Source organism: Embleya sp. NPDC020630 (assembly GCF_044334985.1).
Lineage (GTDB): Bacteria > Actinomycetota > Actinomycetes > Streptomycetales > Streptomycetaceae > Embleya.
On the sequence record NZ_JBIRUB010000009.1, the window covers coordinates 311,256 to 331,260 of the forward strand.

At 71.5% G+C, this 20,005-nt stretch carries 21 protein-coding genes and 1 pseudogene; 16 read left to right on the top strand and 6 right to left on the bottom strand.

Translation table 11 applies throughout. The annotated features are described in order from the left end of the window. Positions 1–4 precede the first annotated feature (4 nt). Complete coding sequence (locus tag ACH4XV_RS29355) at positions 5–1,624, top strand: amidohydrolase family protein (RefSeq protein ID WP_395794924.1); 1,620 nt, start codon at positions 5–7, stop codon at positions 1,622–1,624. 55 nt (positions 1,625–1,679) lie between these two features. Here the strand turns inward: ACH4XV_RS29355 and ACH4XV_RS29360 are convergent, their stop codons facing one another. Beyond that, positions 1,680–2,558 carry an SDR family oxidoreductase gene (locus tag ACH4XV_RS29360; protein WP_395794926.1) on the bottom strand — a complete coding sequence of 293 codons (879 nt, stop codon included), beginning with the start codon at positions 2,556–2,558 and terminating at the stop codon, positions 1,680–1,682. Between the two features lie 211 nt (positions 2,559–2,769). Here ACH4XV_RS29360 and ACH4XV_RS29365 point away from each other — a divergent pair, with 211 nt between their 5' ends. The 6 genes from ACH4XV_RS29365 to ACH4XV_RS29390 are packed head-to-tail and all read left to right on the top strand — an operon-like array spanning position 2,770 to position 5,970. Then, complete coding sequence (locus tag ACH4XV_RS29365; protein ID WP_395794928.1) at positions 2,770–3,426, top strand: HemK2/MTQ2 family protein methyltransferase; 657 nt, start codon at positions 2,770–2,772, stop codon at positions 3,424–3,426. Continuing rightward, positions 3,407–3,649 (top strand): CDGSH iron-sulfur domain-containing protein, encoded by a 243-nt coding sequence (locus tag ACH4XV_RS29370; RefSeq protein WP_395794930.1) that lies wholly within the window; start codon positions 3,407–3,409, stop codon positions 3,647–3,649. The genes ACH4XV_RS29365 and ACH4XV_RS29370 overlap by 20 nt, the downstream gene beginning before the upstream one ends. Then, a complete protein-coding gene (locus tag ACH4XV_RS29375; protein ID WP_395794932.1) occupies positions 3,646–4,692 on the top strand; it encodes an iron-containing redox enzyme family protein in 1,047 nt (348 codons plus the stop codon). Before ACH4XV_RS29370 ends, ACH4XV_RS29375 begins: the two co-directional genes overlap by 4 nt. Continuing rightward, entirely contained in the window at positions 4,689–4,925 is a 237-nt protein-coding gene (locus ACH4XV_RS29380) for a hypothetical protein (RefSeq protein WP_395794934.1), read from the top strand. Before ACH4XV_RS29375 ends, ACH4XV_RS29380 begins: the two co-directional genes overlap by 4 nt. 2 nt (positions 4,926–4,927) lie before the next feature. Further along, the gene (locus tag ACH4XV_RS29385; RefSeq protein WP_395794936.1) at positions 4,928–5,149 is read left to right on the top strand and encodes a hypothetical protein; all 222 of its coding nucleotides are present in this window, start codon (positions 4,928–4,930) and stop codon (positions 5,147–5,149) included. Continuing rightward, positions 5,125–5,970 carry a peptide ligase PGM1-related protein gene (locus ACH4XV_RS29390; RefSeq protein ID WP_395794938.1) on the top strand — a complete coding sequence of 282 codons (846 nt, stop codon included), beginning with the start codon at positions 5,125–5,127 and terminating at the stop codon, positions 5,968–5,970. The genes ACH4XV_RS29385 and ACH4XV_RS29390 overlap by 25 nt, the downstream gene beginning before the upstream one ends. Before the next feature lie 240 nt (positions 5,971–6,210). On the opposite strand, the gene ACH4XV_RS29395 is transcribed toward ACH4XV_RS29390, so the two are convergent. The 3 genes from ACH4XV_RS29395 to ACH4XV_RS29405 all read right to left on the bottom strand — a co-directional run bounded on the left by ACH4XV_RS29395 (position 6,211) and on the right by ACH4XV_RS29405 (position 8,127). Beyond that, complete coding sequence (locus ACH4XV_RS29395) at positions 6,211–6,531, bottom strand: hypothetical protein (RefSeq protein WP_395794940.1); 321 nt, start codon at positions 6,529–6,531, stop codon at positions 6,211–6,213. 278 nt (positions 6,532–6,809) lie between these two features. Beyond that, entirely contained in the window at positions 6,810–7,064 is a 255-nt protein-coding gene (locus ACH4XV_RS29400) for a hypothetical protein (RefSeq protein WP_395794942.1), read from the bottom strand. A 34-nt stretch (positions 7,065–7,098) separates the two neighbouring features. Next, the gene (locus ACH4XV_RS29405; RefSeq protein ID WP_395794944.1) at positions 7,099–8,127 is read right to left on the bottom strand and encodes an alpha/beta hydrolase; all 1,029 of its coding nucleotides are present in this window, start codon (positions 8,125–8,127) and stop codon (positions 7,099–7,101) included. A gap of 66 nt (positions 8,128–8,193) precedes the next feature. Here ACH4XV_RS29405 and ACH4XV_RS29410 point away from each other — a divergent pair, with 66 nt between their 5' ends. The 3 genes and pseudogenes from ACH4XV_RS29410 to ACH4XV_RS29420 all read left to right on the top strand — a co-directional run bounded on the left by ACH4XV_RS29410 (position 8,194) and on the right by ACH4XV_RS29420 (position 11,490). Beyond that, positions 8,194–8,748 carry a MarR family winged helix-turn-helix transcriptional regulator gene (locus ACH4XV_RS29410; protein ID WP_395794946.1) on the top strand — a complete coding sequence of 185 codons (555 nt, stop codon included), beginning with the start codon at positions 8,194–8,196 and terminating at the stop codon, positions 8,746–8,748. A gap of 248 nt (positions 8,749–8,996) precedes the next feature. Then, a pseudogene (locus ACH4XV_RS29415) lies at positions 8,997–9,344 on the top strand (zinc-binding dehydrogenase); the annotation flags it as partial. A gap of 184 nt (positions 9,345–9,528) precedes the next feature. Beyond that, positions 9,529–11,490: a bifunctional aldolase/short-chain dehydrogenase gene (locus ACH4XV_RS29420; protein ID WP_395794948.1), complete on the top strand. Its 1,962-nt coding sequence runs from the start codon at positions 9,529–9,531 to the stop codon at positions 11,488–11,490. 97 nt (positions 11,491–11,587) lie between these two features. On the opposite strand, the gene ACH4XV_RS29425 is transcribed toward ACH4XV_RS29420, so the two are convergent. After that, positions 11,588–12,310: a GntR family transcriptional regulator gene (locus tag ACH4XV_RS29425; protein WP_078982397.1), complete on the bottom strand. Its 723-nt coding sequence runs from the start codon at positions 12,308–12,310 to the stop codon at positions 11,588–11,590. A 114-nt stretch (positions 12,311–12,424) separates the two neighbouring features. Between ACH4XV_RS29425 and mtnA the strand changes: the two genes are divergently transcribed. From mtnA to ACH4XV_RS29455, 6 genes are all read left to right on the top strand, one after another. Continuing rightward, positions 12,425–13,465, top strand: coding sequence for an S-methyl-5-thioribose-1-phosphate isomerase (gene mtnA / locus ACH4XV_RS29430; protein WP_395794950.1), 1,041 nt, complete (start codon positions 12,425–12,427; stop codon positions 13,463–13,465). Between the two features lie 53 nt (positions 13,466–13,518). Then, positions 13,519–14,661, top strand: a complete 1,143-nt coding sequence (locus tag ACH4XV_RS29435; protein WP_395794952.1) for a sugar ABC transporter substrate-binding protein — start codon at positions 13,519–13,521, stop codon at positions 14,659–14,661. 106 nt (positions 14,662–14,767) lie between these two features. Continuing rightward, entirely contained in the window at positions 14,768–16,321 is a 1,554-nt protein-coding gene (locus ACH4XV_RS29440) for a sugar ABC transporter ATP-binding protein (protein WP_395794954.1), read from the top strand. Further along, a complete protein-coding gene (locus ACH4XV_RS29445) occupies positions 16,318–17,454 on the top strand; it encodes an ABC transporter permease (protein WP_395794956.1) in 1,137 nt (378 codons plus the stop codon). The genes ACH4XV_RS29440 and ACH4XV_RS29445 overlap by 4 nt, the downstream gene beginning before the upstream one ends. Next, positions 17,447–18,649 carry an S-methyl-5-thioribose kinase gene (mtnK, locus tag ACH4XV_RS29450; protein WP_395794958.1) on the top strand — a complete coding sequence of 401 codons (1,203 nt, stop codon included), beginning with the start codon at positions 17,447–17,449 and terminating at the stop codon, positions 18,647–18,649. Before ACH4XV_RS29445 ends, mtnK begins: the two co-directional genes overlap by 8 nt. Continuing rightward, complete coding sequence (locus ACH4XV_RS29455) at positions 18,646–19,281, top strand: class II aldolase/adducin family protein (RefSeq protein ID WP_395794960.1); 636 nt, start codon at positions 18,646–18,648, stop codon at positions 19,279–19,281. The genes mtnK and ACH4XV_RS29455 overlap by 4 nt, the downstream gene beginning before the upstream one ends. 53 nt (positions 19,282–19,334) lie before the next feature. Here the strand turns inward: ACH4XV_RS29455 and ACH4XV_RS29460 are convergent, their stop codons facing one another. Next, entirely contained in the window at positions 19,335–19,958 is a 624-nt protein-coding gene (locus ACH4XV_RS29460; RefSeq protein ID WP_395794962.1) for a DUF4232 domain-containing protein, read from the bottom strand. Between the last annotated feature and the right edge of the window lie 47 nt (positions 19,959–20,005).

Below are 20,005 nucleotides of genomic sequence, written 5' to 3' on the forward strand. Positions count from 1 at the left end.
TCGCATGGACCTCGTCATTCGTGATGCACGCGTCATCGACGGCGCCGGCGGCGCGTCCTACCGGGCCGATGTGGGTCTGGACGGCGGCCGGATCAGCGAGATCCGGCGTGCGGGCGGTCCCCGGTTGTCCGGCCGGCGCACCCTCGACGCGGACGGCCTCGCGCTCTCGCCCGGCTTCATCGACATGCACGCGCACAGCGACCTCGCGCTGCTGCGCGACCCGGACCACTCCGCCAAGGCCGCGCAGGGGGTGACACTCGAAGTCCTCGGCCAGGACGGCCTGTCGTACGCGCCCGTCGACGACCGTACGCTCGCCGAGGTGCGCAGGTCGATCACCGGCTGGAACGGCGACGGCTCCGACATCGACTTCGACTGGCGCACCGTAGGCGGCTACCTCGACCGCCTCGACCGCAACTTCGGCGGGCAGGGCATCGCGGTCAACGCGGCCTACCTGATCCCGCAGGGCACACTGCGCATGTACGCCATGGGATGGGACGGCCGCCCCGCGACCGACACCGAACTCGCCCGGATGAAACAACTCGTCGCCGAGGGCATGGAGCAGGGCGCGGTCGGCATGTCGTCCGGCCTCACCTACACCCCCGGGATGTACGCGGACGACGCCGAACTCACCGAACTGTGCCGCGTCGTCGCCCGATACGACGGCTACTACTGCCCGCACCACCGCTCGTACGGAGCCGGGGCGTTGCAGGCGTACGAGGAGATGGTGCAGCTTACGAAGGCGGCCGGCTGCGCGCTCCACCTGGCCCACGCCACGATGAACTTCGGCGTGAACAAGGGCCGCGCCCCCGACCTCCTGGCCCTGCTGGACGCTGCGCTGGACGACGGCTGCGACATCTCCCTCGACACGTATCCCTACACACCCGGCTGTACGACGCTCGTCGCCGTGCTGCCGAGTTGGGCGAGCGAGGGCGGCCCCGAAGCGACCCTGGCCCGGCTCCGGGACGACGCCGCGGCCGAGCGCATCCGCCACCACCTGGAGGAGATCGGCTCCGACGGCTGCCACGGTGTCCCCATCGAGTGGGACACGATCGAGATGTCCGGCATCACCGACCCGGGGCTGGAGGCGTACGTGGGCAAGACCGTCGCCCGCAGCGCCGCCGAGCGCGACGAGGAGCCCTGGGTCACCGCCCGACGCCTGCTCATCGGCGACCGGCTCGGCTCGACGATCCTCCAGCACGTCGGGCACGAGGAGAACGTCCGACAGATCATGCGCCACCGGGTGCACACCGGCGGCAGCGACGGAATCCTCCAGGGGGACAAGCCGCACCCGCGCGCGTACGGCACCTTCCCGCAATACCTCGGCCGCTACGTCCGCGAGTTGGGGGTGCTGAGCCTGGAGGAGTGCGTGGCGCACCTGACCTTGCGTGCGGCGGCCCGACTGGGCCTGCCCGACCGGGGCCTGGTCCGCGAGGGATACCGCGCCGACCTGGTCCTGTTCGACCCGGACACGGTCGCGGCCGGCTCGACGTTCGAAAACCCGCGCGTCCTGCCCACGGGAATCCCACACGTCCTGATCGACGGCAGGTTCGTCATCGAGGACGGCCGGCGCACGGACGTCCTCGCGGGCAAGGCGATCCGCCGAACCGGGTCGGCCGCCGCCTGAGCGCACGCCGCGCCACGCCGCGCGCCGGACCGCCCCCCGCACATCGGCCGCGGGGTCAGCCCGGGAGGGTTTCGCCGCCGATGGGGGCCAGGACTTCGCCGGAGTAGTAGCCGGACAGGCGGCCGGAGGCGAAGAAGACGTAGGACGGGGCGATCTCGTCGGGGTGTGCGGCGCGGCCCATGGGCGTTTGCTTCCCGAACGAGGCCACCTTTTCCGGCGGAAACGTGGCCGGGATGAGTGGGGTCCAGACCGGTCCGGGGGCGACGGCGTTGACCCGGATGCCGCGCTCCTGGAAGGACTGGGCCAGGGAGTAGGTGAACGCGAGGATCGCGCCCTTGGTCGCGGAGTAGTCGATCAGTGTCCTGTTTCCGCGCAGGCCGTTGATCGACGACGTGTTGATCACGCTGCCGCCCGACGGGAGGTGGGCCAGGGCGGCCTTGGTGGTCCAGAAGAAGCTGTGGATGTTCACCCGGAACGTGTGGTCCCATTGGGCGCTGTCGAGTTGTTCGAGGTCGTCGACCGGGTTCTGGGTGCCGCAGTTGTTGACGAGGATGTCGAGCCCGCCGAGGTCGGCCACGGTGCGCTCGACCATCTCCCGACAGTTGCGCTCGATGGACAGATCGGCGCGGTGGAGCACACACGTGCGCCCGGTCGCCTCCACGAGCCGTCGGGTGTGCGCGGCGTCCTCGTCCTCCTGGTCGGACAGGTACGCGACGGCGACGTGGGCGCCCTCCTTGGCGAAGGCGACGGCCACGGCGCGCCCGATACCCGAGTCGCCGCCCGTGATCAACGCACGCTTGCCGTCGAGGAGCCCGCTGCCCCGGTAGTCGGCCATCTCGTCCCGAGGGGACGGCGTCATCTCCCGGGTCGTGCCCGGCGCACTCTGCTGCTGCGGGGGAGGGGGCGGGGGAGTCTCCTTTGACGGTTTACTCATCGCGGATCCTTTCGAGCACGACCATGGGGCGGTCGGTGGCGTGGCCGTCGCCCGTGTGGGCGCGCGATCCGCCCGCTACCCGCAGGGCTCCGGCCCATGCGCGGCGGGCAGCGGGCGGATACGTGCGACGGTGCCCACCCGGTGCGATCCCGTCGGCGCGAGGATCATGGAGTTTGTCGGGGCCCCACCGGGGCAGCCGACGATGATGAGAATGCTTCGTTTGCCCGGTGTGTATCGACCTCAGGCGGACACGAAACTCCTGGCGTCGGCGTTCGTCGAGCAGGGGTTGCATCGAGCCGATCAGGTGTTGGACGTCGGGACCGGGACCGGGGCGGTGGCGCTCGCGGCGGCTTCCGCGACGTCCGCCGGCTGTCGGGTCACGGCGATCGACATCTCCCGCCAGGCCGTGTGGGCGGCTCGCCTGAACAGCGCGTGGCGTCGCAGCCGGGTCAGCGTACGTCGCGGCGACCTGTTGGAACCCGTGGCCGGCCGGACGTTCGACGTGGTGTTGGCGAATCCGCCGTACGTGCCCACGTGGGAGGAGAACGCCCCTCCGCGCGGGCGCGCGCGGGCCTGGGACGCCGGTACGGACGGGCGGCTCGTGTTGGATCGGCTGTGTACCCAGGTGCCGCGCCACCTGAAGCCCCAGGGCACGCTCTTGGTCGTGCACTCCGCGTTGTGCGGCGTGGGGACGACGCTGGGGCTGCTCGAAGCCGTCGGCCTGCGTGCCCGGGTGGTCGCCCGCAGCCTCGAACCGTTCGGTCCCGTCCTGTCCGCGCGGGCGGCCTTCCTGGAGGAACGCGGCCTGATCGAGCCGGGCTGTCGCGAGGAGGAGTTGGTGGTCATCCGTGGCGACTTCCCACAGTGACACCCGCAGGATCACGGTCGTCGACGGCGGGCCGATCCTGGTCGAGGGGCCCGTGGAGGTGGAGCTTGCCGACGGGAGTACGGCCTTCTCCGACCGGAGCGTGGTGGCCCTGTGCACGTGCCGCCGAACCCGTCGCCCGCCGTGGTGCGACACCAGCCACCGAGCTCATCGGCTCCCACCGGAGCCACGATCCACCCCACCGACGGCCGGGGAGGACCGATGACCACGCCGATACTGCCCACCCCTCGCGGGCCGCTGTCCCGCGCGGTTCTCGCGGCTCTGGCCGAACCGGCCGGGACGGGCGTACGGGTGCCGGCCGGAGCCGACCCGGACGCCGACTCCGGTGCCGACGGCTTCGGCGAGGACCTTCAGCTCGCCCTGTACGCCTGCTACGAACTGCACTATCGCGCGTTCGCGGGAGTCGATCCGCGCTGGGAATGGGACCCCGACCTGCTGCGTCTGCGTGCGCGACTGGAGAAGTCGTTCCTGTGCGCGCTGCGGGAGAGTGTCGACGCCGATGGCGGTGTGGACGATGCCCTCGCGCCGCTGCTGGTCGAGCCGCTCGACGGCACCGGGGTCAGCCGCCACCTCATGGAGCGCGGCGACCTGGAGCAGTTCCGCGAGTACGTCGTGCACCGCTCGCTCTACCACCTGAAGGAGGCCGACCCCCAGGCGTGGCTCATCCCGCGCCTGACCGGACGCGCCAAGGCGGGCGTGGTCACCGTCGAGTTCGACGAGTACGGCGGCGGCCGTGCCGAACGTATGCACGCGCGGCTGTTCGCCGACCTCATGCGCGGACTCGGACTCGATCCGGCGTATGGCTTCTACCTCGACCGGGTGCCCGCGCCGATGCTGGCGGTGGTCAACCTCATGTCACTGTTCGGACTGCACCGGGCGCACCGGGGCATGGCCGTGGGCCAGTTCGCCGCCATCGAGATCGGCTCGCCACCCGGTGCGGCCTGCCTTGCCGCGGCACTGGTACGGCTGAACGTCGCGGACCCGGCGTGCGCCCTGTTCTACACCGAACACGTCGAGGCGGACGCCGTCCACGAACAGCTCATGCGCCGCGAAGTGGTGGCGGCGCTGCTGGAGCACGAACCCGACCTCGAGGACGACGTGGTCTTCGGGATCCGGGCCGGCGGCGTCGTGGAGGACCGGCTCGCCGCGCACCTGCTCACCGCCTGGAACGAGGGGCGCAGCTCCCTGCGCCCACCGGAGCGGCCTGCATCGGAGCCGGCGCGCCGGGCCGCGACGGGCGCACCGTGATCACCGGATACGAGGATCCCGGCGCACGCGTCCTCCTCGCCAACTTCGTCTCGCCCCTGGCCGCCGACCTGGGCGAGGAGGCGACCCAGCGGCGCTGGTCGGAGCAGGCGCCGCGCAAACTGTGGCTGATGCGACCGGACGACGTCCTGGTCACGCCGGTGCCGGTGTCCGATACTTCCGGCACTATGCCTGCCGGCGCCTGGGCATCCCCGAGGCGTCCCTCACAGTGCTGACGGTGCCGGACACCCCGCACCTGCCGATGGCACAGGCCGTCACCGCGCACGGTCTGCTGGAGCCGCTGCGCACGCTGGTCCGCGAGCGCCCGCAAGCGCGCCTGCTCCCGATCGCGCTGGACGTGGCCACCGTCCGCCTCGCCGCCGCGACCTCGGCATCGGGATCGCTCCGTACGAGGCGGGCGGGCCACGGCCGGACGTGCTCCGCCTCGTCGCGGACCTGAACACCGAGACCGGCTTTCGCGCCCTTGCCGGACGACTGGGCATGCGCCTGCCGGAGGGGCGCGAGTGCACGCGCGCCGACCTCGATCGGGTGACCGACGAACTGCTCTTTGAAACGAAGCGCGTGGTCGTCAAACCCGACCGCTCCGCCGGCGGACACGGCATGCGCTTCGTCACTCGTGGTGACAGCCGCCCACCGGCGCCGGCCGGCACCGGTGACCGATGGGTCGTGGAGCGGTACGTGGAGCACACGCGAGCGGTCAGTGCCCAGGGCTACGCCGCTTCGGACCGGGCGCGGGTGCTGTTCGACGGCGAGATGCGGATGTCCGGCGGCTCCTTCGCCGGGTACATCCGCCCGCCGTGCGACCTCCCGGGCGTTGCGCGCGCCGAACTTGCCGACTGGACGCTCGCCCTCGGCCGTCACCTGGCGGCCGAGGGATACCGGGGCCCGTACAGCCTGGACGCCGTCTGCGCCGTGGACGGCACCCTGTACGCCTTGGAATGCAACGTCCGCCGCACCGCGACCAGCACCGTCCACGCCCTGGTGACCCGACTCGCCGGTACCGACCGCGACCGCCCGGTGCCGGTCTGGGCGATGGGAACGATGCGGGCCGATGCCACGATGTCGTTCGACGCGGCGGTGGAATGCCTGATCGCAGCGGGTCTGGATCTGCGACCGGGCACGGACCGGGGAGTGATCCTCTACGTGGACCGCCCGGCGGACGGCGGCGGATGGCGCTATGTCGTCGTGGGGCCCGACCACGCCGGAGTCGACGCGTTGGAGAGCCGGCCGGCCGCCGCCTTCGCCGGGCACCGGGCGTGACCGGCGGCGCCTCGGCTCGCCCGTCCCCGGAGCGAGCGAGCCGAAGCGCGGCACCCCGTCGGCCCGCTCGTGGGTACGGCGGGCCCGGCGGGGGTTGTCCTCGCGGGGTGGTCCGGCCGGGTCCTCGCGGGATGCAAGCGCGAGGACCCGGGTCTCGGTCGCGAGGCCGAGAGTGCCCGTCGGGCGCCTCTTCACGGCCCAACGACACGGATGCTCAGGGGGATCGGGTGCGGGGGCGGTTCACTCGAAAGCGGTATCCGGTGGCGGCGGATTTTCCGGTTCCGGGGCGAGGGCGCGCGCGTGGTTCTCGTGTCCGCGGACCTGGATGTGGTGGTCGGTGCACGCGATCACGACGCAGGGGTGGCCGTGGTCGGTGTTCTCGGTGTCGATGTGCAGTTCACCCTCGGTGCCGACGGCGAGTTTCGGGCCGCCGGTGAGTACCGCGTTCCAGGTGAACGGGTAGTCGGTGTCGGCCGCGGGCCAGTCGTGCAGACAAACGTCCACCTCGGCGTGGCCCCCACCCGGCACGTCGATGTGGCCGTGGGCGGCGAGAACGTCCATTTCCCCAGTGTGCCCCCGAGGCTGCCGGCGCGGACCCGCGGAACCGGGGGACGTACGAATCCGGGGCGTCTGCTCGGCGCCTTCGGCGGGCATCCGCGGGGGTATTCGCGGCCGGCCCGAGCGGAGTATCGCTCCGGGTGACCGGGGGTAGGCGTATGGGTGTGCCGGCTGCTCCGGTGGCCGGTGCCCGCGCGATCCGGTGTCGGTCCATCCCCCCCGGTCCGACGAACGGACCGCGTGTGCGGAGGAAGCGTCGGCGGTCGGCGGAAACGGGAGCTTCACGCCGACCCCCGACCTCCGGCCCGGATCCGGCTTTGGTCCGCGCTCGATCCGGTTGCCCGCGCGGTGTTGCTCCAGGGGAGTGAAAACGTCGGCTCCGTACCTGGCGGGGGAGGGGTCAGCTGTAACAGGCGGCCCTGTTCGGGTCTACAGGAGAACGCGAAGCCGTGCCGGCGCGCCGCCTCCACCGTCCGCCGGAGCAGCGGGGGCAGGGCGTCGTGGTCCCGGTACGCGTCGGTTCCGGTGAGCGACATGACGCCATTGTGAAGCCGCGCCGGGCACCGGCGGTCAGGGGCGGTCGGTGATGCGGTGCGCCAGCCAGGCCAGGGCGGGCGGCATGCGGTGTTCGACGGCGTGGTGGCCGCCCTCGAACAGCTCGAAGTGCACGATGTCGTCGGGGACTTCGATGGCGGTGAGCGCGTCGCGGAAGGCCAGTGCGCCCAGGTCGAGGAACCATTCGTCGCGGGTGCCGGCGTCGATCCGGATACCGCGCTGCGAGCGGAGGGCGTCGGCGTGCGCGGGGGCCATGCGTACCGGGTCCCAGGCCAGCCAGCGTTGCCACTCGCTCTCGACCAGTGCCCCGGTGCGGGGATCGAAGGGGAGGGTGGGGGAGCCGTCGGGGCCGGGGGAGAAGCAGGCGCAGACGCCGAGGATCTCCAGGAGGTTCAGGTCTTCTTCCCTGGTGAAGGCGACGCGCGAGCGGAAGTCGGCCCACCAGCGGAGGATCTCGCCGCCGTAGGGCCGTAGTTGGCGGGCCGCGGTGAGGAAGTGCGGGTGGTATTGGGCCTCGGACAGCGAGTCGCCGGAGTGGGTGGCGAAGGCGCCGAACAGGTCCGGGCGGAGCATCGAGGTGATCGCGGCGCCGAGTCCGCCGCTGGACTTGCCCGCGATGGCCCGGTGGTCGCGCTCGGGGAGGGTGCGGTAACGCGCGTCGACGTACGGCACGATCTCCTCGCACAGGTAGGAGTGGTAGCGGCCGGTGCCGGGCGAGTCGATGAACTGGCTGCCGCCGTACGTGGTCCAGGCGTCCACGAAGACCAGCACCATTCCGGGTGCCTCGCCGCGGGCGAAGATCTCGTCGATCAGTTCGGGGACCGGCTTGCGAAAGGCCGTGCGGTTGCCCCAGACCGGGAGGGTACCGGCGTAGCCGAGCAGCAGATACGTGACGGGGTAGCGGCGTTGGGGCGCGTCGTCGTAGTCGGGTGGGGTGTAGACCCATAGCGGGCGTCGGGTCGGGTCGCCGAGGGGATTGCCGCGCAGCAGCACACTGTCCACGACGTGTTCGTCGATGCGTCCGGCGAGGGTGAAGGTAGACATGGGTTCGGACAGTACTACGATTTCAAAATATTTGAAGTCATAATTTCCGGAGGGTAGGGTGGGCCCGTGACAGCACGGCATACGGCGGCGGAATCGGCGCGGACACGAGACTCGATCGACCGGCACATCCTCCGTTGGGAGCGCGAAGTCCCGGGTCTGGAACCGGAATTGGAGGGCGCCGTCACCCGCATGCAGATGCTCGTGCGACACCTGCACGAGGAGAAGGAGGCCGCCCTGGGGCGGCACGGCCTGAAGTTGTGGGAATACGAGATCCTGTGGCGCCTGCGCTCGGCGGGCGAGCCGTATCGGATGGCGCCCACCCGCCTGGCCCGGGGGCTGGGCGTGCACCCCGCGACCCTGACCAGCCGCCTCGACCGCCTGCAGTCGGCGGGCCTGATCACGCGTGAGCATACGGCGGAGGATCGCCGCAGTCTGCTCGTCGGCCTGACCCCCCGGGGCGCCGAGACGTGGGCGGCGGTGATCGACGACCAGCGGGCGGCCGAGGCCGGCCTGCTGGCACCCCTGACCGGGAAGCAGGTGGGCGACCTGGCCGCCCTCCTGCGGGTCGTGGCCCTCGCCGTCGAGGAGCACGGCCCGCCCCTCATGCCGGACCTCGACTGAATCGCCATCGAGCGGGGACGGCGGCCCGTTCCGGCACCGAGGAAACCGGGGGCGGGCGCCGGCCCGACGCGGGCCTCGGCGGTGCCGACCCGAAGGGGTGGACCGCGAGGGGCGCTACTCCGGTGCCTCGTCGTCCAGGCGGATGACGCGGGTTCCACGCCGCCGGGGCCGAGGAACGGGTGCGCGCCGTCACCACCTGGTCGGCCCCCCCGGGCGACGAACCCGGCCACCCCCGGGGCGCGTTCGGTCGGGAGTTGACGGACGGCCCCGGCGCGCACTCCATGATCGAGGCGGTCGGTACCCAGGAGTCGATGACGCAGGCCATCGGCGCGACGCGGCCGGGCGGACACGTCGGCTACGTCGGCGTCTCCCACGACGTGTCCCTGGACGGCCACCGACTGTTCTTCTCCCACGTACACCTGCACGGCGGCCCGGCCCCGGTACGGCAATACCCGCCGGAACCGATCGACCTGATCTGGAACGGCCGCATCGGCCCCGGCAAGGTCTTCGACCTCACGCTCCCCCTCGATGAGGCCGCAGAGGCATACCGCGCCATGGACGAACACCGCGCCATCAAGGCCCTCCTGCGCGTCTGACCGGCGCCGGGCCGAACCGGTGCACCCGGCCGCCGCCCTCGCGGTCGTGAGACGGGCTTCGTGCGGTGCGGGCCCCGGCGGCCTTGCCGAGGCGACGTATTGACCGCGGGGGCGGCAGCTCCTAGGTTGTCAGACAAATTGGCTTGGTTGGTCTGATGAATACCAGGACGAGGACGGTGCACCCATGCGCAATCGATGGTCCGACGCGGACGCCGGCGACGGTCCCCTGGGGCAGTGCGCCTACGGCTCACGGCTGATCGGCCGCGAACCCACACTCGTGCTGCACGGCGGCGGCAACACCTCCGTCAAGGCCGAGATCGCCGATGTCACCGGCGCGCCGGTCGAGGTGCTCTACGTCAAGGGCAGCGGCCACGACCTGGCCTCGATCGGCCCCGAGGGGTTCGCCCCGCTGCGTCTGGCCCGGCTGCGCGAACTGCTCACCGTCAGCGCGCTCAGCGACGCCCAGATGGTCAACGAACTGCGCTGCGCGCTGCTCGACGCGTCCGCCCCCGACCCCTCCGTCGAGGCGCTGCTGCACGCGATGTTGCCGCACCGCGCGGTACAGCACAGCCACGCCGACGCGATCCTGACCCTGACCAACCTCGCCGACGGCGAGGCGGTGATCCGGGACGTGTTCGGCGACGACGTCGCGATCGTCCCGTACGTGATGCCCGGCTTCGACCTCGCCGTGCGCTGCGCCGAGGTGTGGCGCGACCAGGCACACGCCGGGACCATCGGCCTCGTACTGCTCAACCACGGCCTGTTCACCTTCGGCGACGACACCCGCGAGGCGTACGAGCGCCACCTGGACCTGATCACCCGCGCCGAGCGCCGACTGGCCGAGCACACCGACGCCGCGCCCGCCCCCGCCCCCGCGCCGGCCCGCCCGACGAGCGCCGAACTCGCCCTGCTGCGCCGGGAGATCAGCCGGGCCGCGGGCCGGCCGATGATCGTCGCCCGGCACGCAGACGAGGACACGGCGAGGTTCGTCGCGCGGGCCGACCTGGCCGAGGTCGCGTCCAGGGGCCCGGCGACCCCCGACCACGTCATCCGCACCAAGCGGGTGCCGCTGGTGGGGCGCGACGTGGCCGGCTACGCCGACCGCTACCGGGAGTACTTCGAACGCCATCACCGGCGTCGCGGCACCGAGTTGAAGCCGCTGGACCCGGCGCCGAGGATCGTCCTGGACCCCGACCTGGGCATGCTCACGGTCGGCGGCAGCGCCAAGGACACCGACGTGGCCCGCGACATCTACCGGCACACGATGGACGTGATCACCGTCGGCGAACGCCTCGGCGGCTACCGTCCCGCGTCCGAGGAGCACATCTTCGACCTCGAATACTGGGACCTGGAGCAGGCCAAGCTGCGCCGGGCCGGGGCGCCGCAGGCGTTCGCCGGCGAGGTCGCGCTGGTCACCGGGGCCGCGTCGGGCATCGGCAGGGCGTGCGCGCAGGCGCTGGCGGCGGCCGGCGCGAGCGTCGTCGGCTGGGACCTCGACGCCGGCGTCACGCAGACCCTGCCGGGCGCCGGATACCTCGGTCAGGTCGTGGACGTCACCGACCGCGCCGCCGTGGAAACCGCGCTGCGGGCCGCCGTCGAGCGGTTCGGCGGCCTCGACATGGTGGTCGCGAGCGCGGGCGTGTTCAAGGCGGGCGCGCCGATCTCCGCGCTGGACGCCGACGCGTGGCGCACCTCGATGGCGGTCAACGTGGACTCCGTCGCCCTACTGTTCCGCGAGGCCCACCCGCTGCTCGCGCTCGCGCCGCGCGGCGGCCGGGTGGTGGTGATCGCGTCCCGCAACGTGCCGGCGCCCGGGCCGGGCGCGGCGGCGTACTCGGCGTCCAAGGCAGCCGTCACGCAACTGTCCAGGGTGGCCGCGCTGGAGTGGGCCGCCGACGGCATCAGGGTCAACGTGGTGCACCCGGACGCGGTCTTCGACACCGGCCTGTGGACCGACGAGATCCTGGCCAAGCGGGCCGCCGACTACGGCATGACGGTCGAGGAGTACAAGCGGCGCAACCTGCTGCGTACCGAGGTGAGCAGCGCCACCGTGGCGCAGGCGGTCACCCGGCTGTGCTCCGACGACTTCGCCGCGACCACGGGCGCGCAGATCCCCGTGGACGGGGGCAGCGAACGCGTCGTGTGAGTGCCGCCGTGCCCACGAACGGGCACGGTAGGGGGAGTTGGGCGGGTACGCGCGGAACTGCGCGCGCGTACCCGCTCGTTGCCGTTCGCCGGAGCGGTCAGGCCGTGCGTACCAGCTGGAACTCGTAGGAGCCCTCGACGAAATACGTCTTGCAGTACGCGAGCAGCCGATGGTCGTCGTCGTAGTGCAACTGGTCGAGCAGCACGAACAGGCGGTGTTTGGCCGCGTCCGGACCCCACGCGATGTGCGCCGACGAGACCGCGTGCACCTTCGCGAGGCCGAGCGTGGGATGGATGCCCAACTCCGTTTCGAAATAGGCGAACAACGACCCGCTCAGCTCCTCCGGATCGAACGCGGCCGGCAGCAGGCCGCGCGGGATCACGTCGTAGGAGTACGCGACCACGTCGCCGTCGGCGGTCACCCGGCGGCGCAGTTCCAGCGCCTCGGTGTCGGACGGAACACCCATACGTTCCGCCTCGTCGGGCAGCACCTGGCGCAGCGTGCGCCGCCCGTACTCGTGCCCGGGTTCCTTGCCGCTGCGCCGGATCGACTCGGTGATCGAGCCCATGCGTTCCAGGCCGTCGCGCACCGCGGGGCGGGTGCGCACGAACGTGCCCGCGCCCTGCTGGGTGCGGATCAGGCCGAGCACGTCGAGTTCCTTGAGCGCGGTGCGCACCGTGGCCCGCGAGACCCCGAACCGCCTGCACAGGTCGGCCTCGGTCGGCAACCGTGCCCCCGCGGGATGGACGCCGTCGCGGATCTCGATCTTGAGTTCCCGAACGATGTCGTCGGCCAGCGGCCGCCGTGTCTGGGTCGCCATGTCGGACATCTTGACACGCTTCGAATTGTCTGACAACTTCGGCGCACTCGGATCATGAGGACGACCCCCGGAGGCATCGACGGGTCGTCCCACGAAGAGACGGAGACGCGGCGGATGCGCACGATCGACTGGATTCCCGCCGACGACGCCGAGCGGGAACCCGGCAGGGGATTCATCAGGCTGGTCGACCAAACCCTGCTGCCCGACAGCCTCGTCGAACTCGACATCCACGACCTCGACGTCCTGGTGGACGCGATCCAACGACTGGCGGTACGCGGAGCCCCCGCGCTCGGCGTGGCCGGCGCCCTGGGCGTCGCGCTCGCCGCGCAGAACCTGCCGGCCGACCGGGCCCGGCAGGCCATCGCCGAACTGCGCGAGGCCCGGCCCACGGCGGTCAACCTCGCCTACGGCGTGGACACCGCGCTCGCCGCCCTGGAGCAGGGCGGCCCACCCGCTGCCCTGGACGCCGCGCTGCGGGTACGGGACGCGGACATCGCGGCCTGCGTCGCGATGGCCGAACGGGGTACCGACGCGCTGGCGCGGCTGGTTCCGGACCGGCCCGCGCTGACCGTACTGACCATCTGCAACACCGGCGCGCTCGCCGCCGTCGAGCACGGCACGGCGCTGGGCGTGGTGGCGAAGCTGCACCGCGACGGCCGACTGGTGCGCGCCATCGCGTGCGAGACGCGGCCGCTGCTCCAGGGTGCGCGGCTGACCGCGTGGGAACTGGGCCGCATGGGCGCGTCGTACGACGTGATCGTGGACTCGGCCGCGGCGATCACGCTGGCCCGAGGCGGCATCGACGCGGTGCTGGTGGGGGCCGACCGGATCGCCGCCAACGGCGACACGGCGAACAAGATCGGCACGTTCGCGGTGGCGTTGGCCGCCGCTCGGGCCGGGGTGCCGTTCCTCGTGGTCGCGCCCGAGACCACGATCGACCGGGACACCCCGAACGGCGACGCGATCGAGATCGAGGATCGCGGCGGCGCCGAGGTCCGCTTCTTCCACGGTGTACGGGTCACCCCGCCCGACGCCACCGCTCTCAACCCCGCCTTCGACGTGACACCCGCCGACCTGATCACGGCGATCGTCACCGACACGCGCGTCATCGACGTCGCGGCGGGCGACACGCCCGCCGGCGACACCCGTGCCTGACACCCCTGCGGCCCGGCCGGTCGCGGCCGAGACCACCGAGTGAGGAGAACACCATGAGATCCAAGGCCATTCGCGTGATCGGGGTCGCCGCCGTCGGAATGTCCCTGCTTGCCGCCTGCTCCCAGAGCACCGACGACAACAAGGCGCAGCCCGGCGCGTCCGGCGCCGCCGGCGGCGCCGGCAACTGCGCGACGCAGCGCACCGTCGACAACGCGCGCAAACTGCCCGACGCCAAGCCCGCCGCACTCAAGGGCGACTTCAAGGTGGCGCTCGTCCGCCAATCCGGCGTCGGCGACTACTTCGAACAGTGGGGCGACGGCGCGACCAAGCAGATCAAGGCCGCCGGCGGCAGCGTCACCGTCTACGACGCGCGGGGCAACAACGCGACCCAGGTCAGCCAACTCGACCAGGCCATCAACGCCAAGCCCGACGTGATCATCGTGGACCACGGCCTCGCCGACTCGGTCAACCCCAAGATCGACGACGCGATCGCCAAGGGCATCCCGGTCGTCGTCTACGACGTGGCGATCTCCAACTGCAAGGCCACCTACATCTCGCAGGACGACGCCTCGATCGCCGACAAGATCCTCGGCTACATGAAGCAGGACAACCCCTCGGGCGGCAAGCTCGCCTACGTCAACGTGTCCGGCATCGCGCCGCTCGACTCCCGCGACAAGGTGTACCAGCAGTTCCTCAAGGACAACCCGACGTTCACCCAGAAGGCGCGCTTCGGCAAGTACACCGAGTCGGTGGCCGCCGACACCGCGACCGAGGGCACCGCGGCGCTGTCCGCCGCCCCGGACACCACGCTCGCGTTTGCCGCCTACGACGAACTCGCCAAGGGCACGCTGATCGCGCTGCGCCAGAACGGCATGACGAACAAGGTGAAGGTCTACGGCGTGGACGTCTCCACCGCCGACATCCAGCTGATGACCGAGGCCGGCAGCCCGTGGCGGGCCACCGCCGCCACCGACCCGGCCAACGTGGGCGCGGTCGTGGCCCGGGCCTCGATCGCGGCGGCCGGGAAGGTCGACCTGCCGCAGAAGATGACCATCCCCGCGACGCTGATCACCCAGGACACGCTCAAGGCGAACGGCGTGACGAACATGGACACGCTGCGCAAGGCGCTGCCCGAACTGGCCACCCCCGACGTGCTCGGGGCGCCGTGGATCACCCCGATCCGGCCGGGCGCCTGACCCACCCTCGGTCGAAAACCGGAAAGGAGGCCCCGTGCAGCCCCGACAAGACGACCGACGCGAAGACCGCGACCGCCGAGACCGCCACCGGGACACCGTTCTCGAAGTGCGGGACATCTCGAAGAGCTATGGCCCGAACCGGGTGCTGCGCGGGGTCGGCCTCCGCATCGGCGCGGGTGACATCTACGGCCTGATGGGCGCCAACGGCGCGGGCAAGTCCACGCTCATCAAGATTCTCTCGGGCGCGGAATCCCCGGACGGCGGCGAGATCCTGCGCGACGGCGAGGTCGTGGTCTTCCCCGACCCGCTCGCCGCCCAGCGCAGCGGCATCGGCACCGTGCACCAGAACCCCAACGACGGGGTGATCCTCGACATGACCGTCGCGGAGAACCTGGCCCTGGACCGGCTCGGCGACCGATCCTCGCCCATCCTGTTCAGCCGGCGCCGGACCGAGGCCCAGGCCGTCGAGGTCGCGGCCACCCTGGGCCTGCGCTTCGACCGGCAGACGTTGCGCTCGCCGGTGCGCGACGTGGGCGTCTCCGAGCGGCAACTCCTGGTCCTGGCCCGAGCGTTGTCCCGCAAACCCAGGCTGCTGATCCTGGACGAGCCCACCTCGGCGTTGTCCGCGGAGGAGAGCGCGCGCCTGTTCGACCTGGTGCGCGCGCTCGCCGCGGACGGCATGACCGTCCTGTTCGTCACCCACAAACTCGCCGAGATCGACCAACTGTGCGACCGCGTCGGCGTCCTGCGCGACGGGGCCATGCAGGGCGAGTTCGAGCCCATACCCGGGCGGGGGTTCGACTGGACGACCGTACTGACCGCCCTGTTCGACCGCACCCCCGCCGAGTCCGAGCGTGCCGAACTCCCGCCGGGGGAGCCGGTATTGGCGCTCGAAGGGGTGCGCCTGCACGAAGACGACCCGCACCCCCTCGACCTGGAACTGCACCGCGGCCATGTCACCGTGCTGCTCGGTCTGCTCGGCAGCGGCAAGACCGAACTGCTCGAATGGATCTTCGGGGCCACGTCGATCGGCGCGGGCCGGCGAACCCTCGACGGTCGCCCCTTCGACCCCGGGTATCCCGGCGCCGCGATCAAACGCGGGGTCTACCTCGTCCCCGAATCCCGGCACGAACAGGCGATCATCCCCGGCTGGCCGATCCGTTCCCAACTCACCCTGCCCTTCGTGAGCACCTTCACCCGGGGCACCCTGATGCGCACCGGCGCCGAACGCCGGGCCACCGCGACGATGATGCACGACCTGGGTGTGGTGGCCGCCGGACCCGACGCGCCGATCGAGACCCTGTCCGGCGGAAACCAGCAGAAGGTGGTCATCGGCCGCTGGCTGCTCGGCGAACCGCGAGTACTGCTGCTCGACGAACCGTTCCGCGGCGTCGACATCAACGCCCGACACGACATCGGCGCCACCGTGCGCGAACTCGCCGCCACCGCCGCGGTCCTGGTCGCCACCTCCGACGTGGACGAGGCCCTCGAGGTCGGCGACCGCATCGTGGTGCTCGACCGCGGCCGGATCACCGCCGACCTCGCCCTGAGCGACGCCGGCCGCGAACGCCTCATCGCGGCGATGAGCGTACGCCGTACCCCGTCACCACCGCCCTCGGAGGCAGCGCCGAGCGCAGCCGGAAAGGAAAGCCACGCATGAATCTGCGCGACTCGACATCGACCGCGCGGCGGACCCCACTTCCGGCCGCGTTCCCGGCCGCGCTCGGCGACTTCGTGGTCCGCTACGGGATCATCCTCGTGGGCGTCACCCTCTACATCGCGTTCTCCGCCACCACGACGGGCTTCGGCACCTGGGACAACACGGTGTCGATCCTGCAGATCCAGGCGGTCGCGGCGATCGCCGCGCTCGGGATGACGCTGACCGCCATCGTCGGCGACCTCGACCTGTCGGTCGGCGCGGTCACCGGCCTGTCGGTCACGGTGGCCGCCGAGGCGATGATCCACTACGAACTCACCGGCCCGAGCGCGATCGCCATCTGCCTCCTGGTCGGCCTGCTCGTCGGATGTGTCAACGCCACCCTCATCGTGTTCCTGAACATCCCGCCGCTGCTCGCCACCCTCGGCACCATGTTCACCATCCAGGGCCTCAAACGCTGGCTCGTCGACGGCCAGACCCTGACCACCGGCATGAAGCTCGGCGACGGCACCGTGGTCAAGGGCAGGTTCACCGACGACTTCACCGCCATCGACGGCGACAAGCTGTTCGGCATCCCCTACTCCGTCTACCTCTTCCTCGTCATCGCCCTGCTGTTGTGGGTCTTCCTGCAACGCACCCGCCACGGACGGGTGTTCTACGCCGTCGGCGGCAACGAGGAGGCCGCGCGCCTGGCCGGCACCCGGGTCAAGCGCTACAAGTTCGCCGCCTACGCCATCTCGGGCGTACTCGCCGCGACCGCCGGCATCATCCTCGCCTCGCGCCTGCGACAGGGCGACGTCACCGCGGGCGACTCCTCGCTGCTGGACGCGGTCGCCATGACCCTGGTCGGCTACGCGGTCCTGGGCGCCAAGAAGCCCAACGCGCTCGGCACGTTCGTCGGCGCGGTGTTCATCGGGCTGATCCTCCAGGGCCTGACCATGCGCGGACTGCCCTACTACACCCAGGACCTGATCAAGGGGCTCGTCCTCATCTTCGCCCTGTTGATGTCCTTCTCGCTGCGCCGCGGCCGGCGCCGCCGGGCCGCCGCGGCGACACCCGGCTCCGACTCTCGGGTCGGAGCCGACCCCGAAGTCCCCACCATCGCACCGGCGATCGCGGAGCGCACCCATGGCTGACCGGATCCTGACCTCCGCCGAGGTCCCCGCCTACATCGCCGAACGCGCCACGCTGCGCGACCTGATCGACCCGACGACGCTCACCGTCGCCGAGGTCGGCGACGGCAACCTCAACCTCGTCTTCGTCTGCGCCGACGCGGCGGGCCGACGGCTGGTGCTCAAGCAGGCGCTGCCGTATGTACGCCTCGTCGGCCCGGAATGGCCGATGACCGAACAGCGCGCGGTGCGGGAGGCGGCCGCCCTGCGGATCCACGGCGCACTGTCCGAACACGTCTGCGGTCTCCTCGACTTCGACTCCGACGGGTTTGTGCTCGCGCTCGAAGACCTGTCCGACCACGAGGTGTTCCGCACCCGGCTCAATGCCGGCGGAGCACACGAGGGCGTCGCCGAACGACTCGCCGAATATCTCGCCGACGTCGCGTTCGGCACCTCGGTCGGCAGCCTCACCGAGGCCGAGTTCCGTGCCCGCGCCGCCGCCGCGATCAATCCGGAACTGTGCGAGATCACCGAGGATCTCGTGTTCACCGAGCCCTTCCTGGGCGCCGAACGCAACTCGGTACGCCCGGCGCTCGACGCGCTCTACGCCGAACTGCGGGCGGATCGGGCGTGGTCGGCCGCCGCGATGGCGATGAAACACACGTTCCTCACCACGCAGGAAACCCTGCTGCACGGCGACCTGCACACCGGCAGCGTCTTCGTTCGCGGCAACGCGCGAGACGGCGACCTGTCGGTGCGGGCGTTCGACCCCGAGTTCGCGTGTTACGGGCCGATCGGGTTCGACCTCGGCATGTTGTGGGCCAACCTGCTCTTCGCGGGCACCCGGGCCGCCGCGCTGGGCGAACAGGAGCGTGCCGAGGCCCTGTTCGGGACACTCACGACGAGCTGGGACGCGTTCACGGCACGGCTGCGCGGACACTGGCCGGGGCGGCGCGCGCCGGAGCGCTACCCGGACGCCTACCTCGACGGGCGGCTGCCGGCCATCCTCGCCGACGCGTTCGGCTTCGCGGGCTGCGAGGCGGCGCGGCGTACCGTGGGGCTGGCCAAGGTCAGCGACCTGGAGACGCTGGACGACGATCGGTACGCAGTCGTCGGCGCCGCGATGTTGCGGCTGTCCCGAACCCTGCTCGTGGACCGGGCCACGCTGACCCCGGCGCGTGTCGCCGAGGCGGCATCCGCGCTGTCGGGCGCCCGATGACGGCGGAGCACATCCTCGCGGCCCTGGTCGACGCCGGCCGGCAGTGCGTGGACAGCGGGCTCGTCTTGGCCAGCGGCGGCAACCTGTCCGCCCGGCTGCCCGGCACCGACACCTTCGCGGTGACGGCTGCCGGCAGCCGGCTGGACCGGCTGACCGCACGGGACTTCGCGATCGTGCGCCTCGACGGCGAGCCGCTCGCGGGCGGCGCGGGTTCGGCGGCACCGTCCAGCGAATGGCGCCTGCACCAACACACCTACCTGGCCCGACCCGACGTCGAGGCGGTGGTGCACGTACACCCCGAATACGCGGTGCTCGTCGACGCCTTGGGCGAGCGCATCCGCCAACTCACCCTCGATCACATCGCGTACGCCCCCGTGATCGAACGTGTGCCGTTCCACCCCAACGGCTCCCGCGAACTGGCCGAAGCCGCAGCAACCGCGACCCGCCACAGCGACTGCGTAATCCTGGCCCACCACGGCTGCTCCACGGTCGGCACATCCCCCCAGGACGCCCTACGCAAAGCCCAAAACCTGGAAAGCGCAGCCCGCTACACATACCGCCTCCTTACCCTGGGCAACCAAACCACCGAATTCCCCCAAACAGCCCGCACCTCGGCAACCCGACACCACTGACACGACCGCCCGCGATCAGGGCCAGGTCGGTCGTGGTCGTTTCCATGGGTGGGTCAAGTGGGGGTGTGCCAGGGGCCGATGCCCAGGCGGGCTGTGGTGCCGAGGTCGATTCCGCCTGGGACCGGTATTTGTTGGCGGGCTTGGCCGGGGAGTGGCTCGACGTCGAGGTAGAGGGCGTTTTGACTGGAACCTGCCGTGACGGTGTTGCGCCAGACGACCACGGACACCGCCTGCTCGCCGGGGTGCAGCGTTACTGATCGGGGCTTGGCCTGGAGGCTTTCCATGGTGGTGATCGACGCTGCCCCCGGGTCGATTTCGACGCTGAGCCCGGCTCGGTGGGCGTCCAGGACCCGGAGGCTCGGGTATCCGGTCACGGTGCGGGGTGCGTTGCCGCAGTTGGCCATCGTCAGGGTCATTGCCCTCAGTCCCATTGCCGCGTCGGGCTCCTCGGCCGTGAGCCGCACTCCGGACTCCGGGCAATCGGCAGGCGGGGCCGGCGTGGTCGGCTTCGTCGGTGCGGACGAGGGTCCGGTGCTTTCCTGGGCCGTCGGCACGGACATCGATCCGCCCTTGCCGGCGTGTGTGGTCGACCCCGACGTGTCGCCGCATCCGCTCATACCCACCACGACCGCCGACACGAGCAGGCCGTAACTCCACGCGCGCCACGCTGTGATCATTCGGTGATCATCCCATGTTCCGCTGCCTCACGCCCTGTTCGACCGCG

Bases quoted from the DNA above. Each gene is read 5' to 3' on its own strand.
- ACH4XV_RS29355 (WP_395794924.1), top strand. From the start codon at position 5: ATGGACCTCGTCATTCGTGATGCACGCGTCATCGACGGCGCCGGCGGC.
- ACH4XV_RS29360 (WP_395794926.1), bottom strand. From the start codon at position 2,558: ATGAGTAAACCGTCAAAGGAGACTCCCCCGCCCCCTCCCCCGCAGCAG.
- ACH4XV_RS29365 (WP_395794928.1), top strand. From the start codon at position 2,770: ATGCTTCGTTTGCCCGGTGTGTATCGACCTCAGGCGGACACGAAACTC.
- ACH4XV_RS29375 (WP_395794932.1), top strand. From the start codon at position 3,646: ATGACCACGCCGATACTGCCCACCCCTCGCGGGCCGCTGTCCCGCGCG.
- ACH4XV_RS29395 (WP_395794940.1), bottom strand. From the start codon at position 6,531: ATGGACGTTCTCGCCGCCCACGGCCACATCGACGTGCCGGGTGGGGGC.
- ACH4XV_RS29400 (WP_395794942.1), bottom strand. From the start codon at position 7,064: ATGTCGCTCACCGGAACCGACGCGTACCGGGACCACGACGCCCTGCCC.
- ACH4XV_RS29405 (WP_395794944.1), bottom strand. From the start codon at position 8,127: ATGTCTACCTTCACCCTCGCCGGACGCATCGACGAACACGTCGTGGAC.
- ACH4XV_RS29420 (WP_395794948.1), top strand. From the start codon at position 9,529: ATGCGCAATCGATGGTCCGACGCGGACGCCGGCGACGGTCCCCTGGGG.
- ACH4XV_RS29425 (WP_078982397.1), bottom strand. From the start codon at position 12,310: ATGGCGACCCAGACACGGCGGCCGCTGGCCGACGACATCGTTCGGGAA.
- mtnA (WP_395794950.1), top strand. From the start codon at position 12,425: ATGCGCACGATCGACTGGATTCCCGCCGACGACGCCGAGCGGGAACCC.
- ACH4XV_RS29435 (WP_395794952.1), top strand. From the start codon at position 13,519: ATGAGATCCAAGGCCATTCGCGTGATCGGGGTCGCCGCCGTCGGAATG.
- ACH4XV_RS29445 (WP_395794956.1), top strand. From the start codon at position 16,318: ATGAATCTGCGCGACTCGACATCGACCGCGCGGCGGACCCCACTTCCG.
- mtnK (WP_395794958.1), top strand. From the start codon at position 17,447: ATGGCTGACCGGATCCTGACCTCCGCCGAGGTCCCCGCCTACATCGCC.
- ACH4XV_RS29455 (WP_395794960.1), top strand. From the start codon at position 18,646: ATGACGGCGGAGCACATCCTCGCGGCCCTGGTCGACGCCGGCCGGCAG.
- ACH4XV_RS29460 (WP_395794962.1), bottom strand. From the start codon at position 19,958: ATGATCACAGCGTGGCGCGCGTGGAGTTACGGCCTGCTCGTGTCGGCG.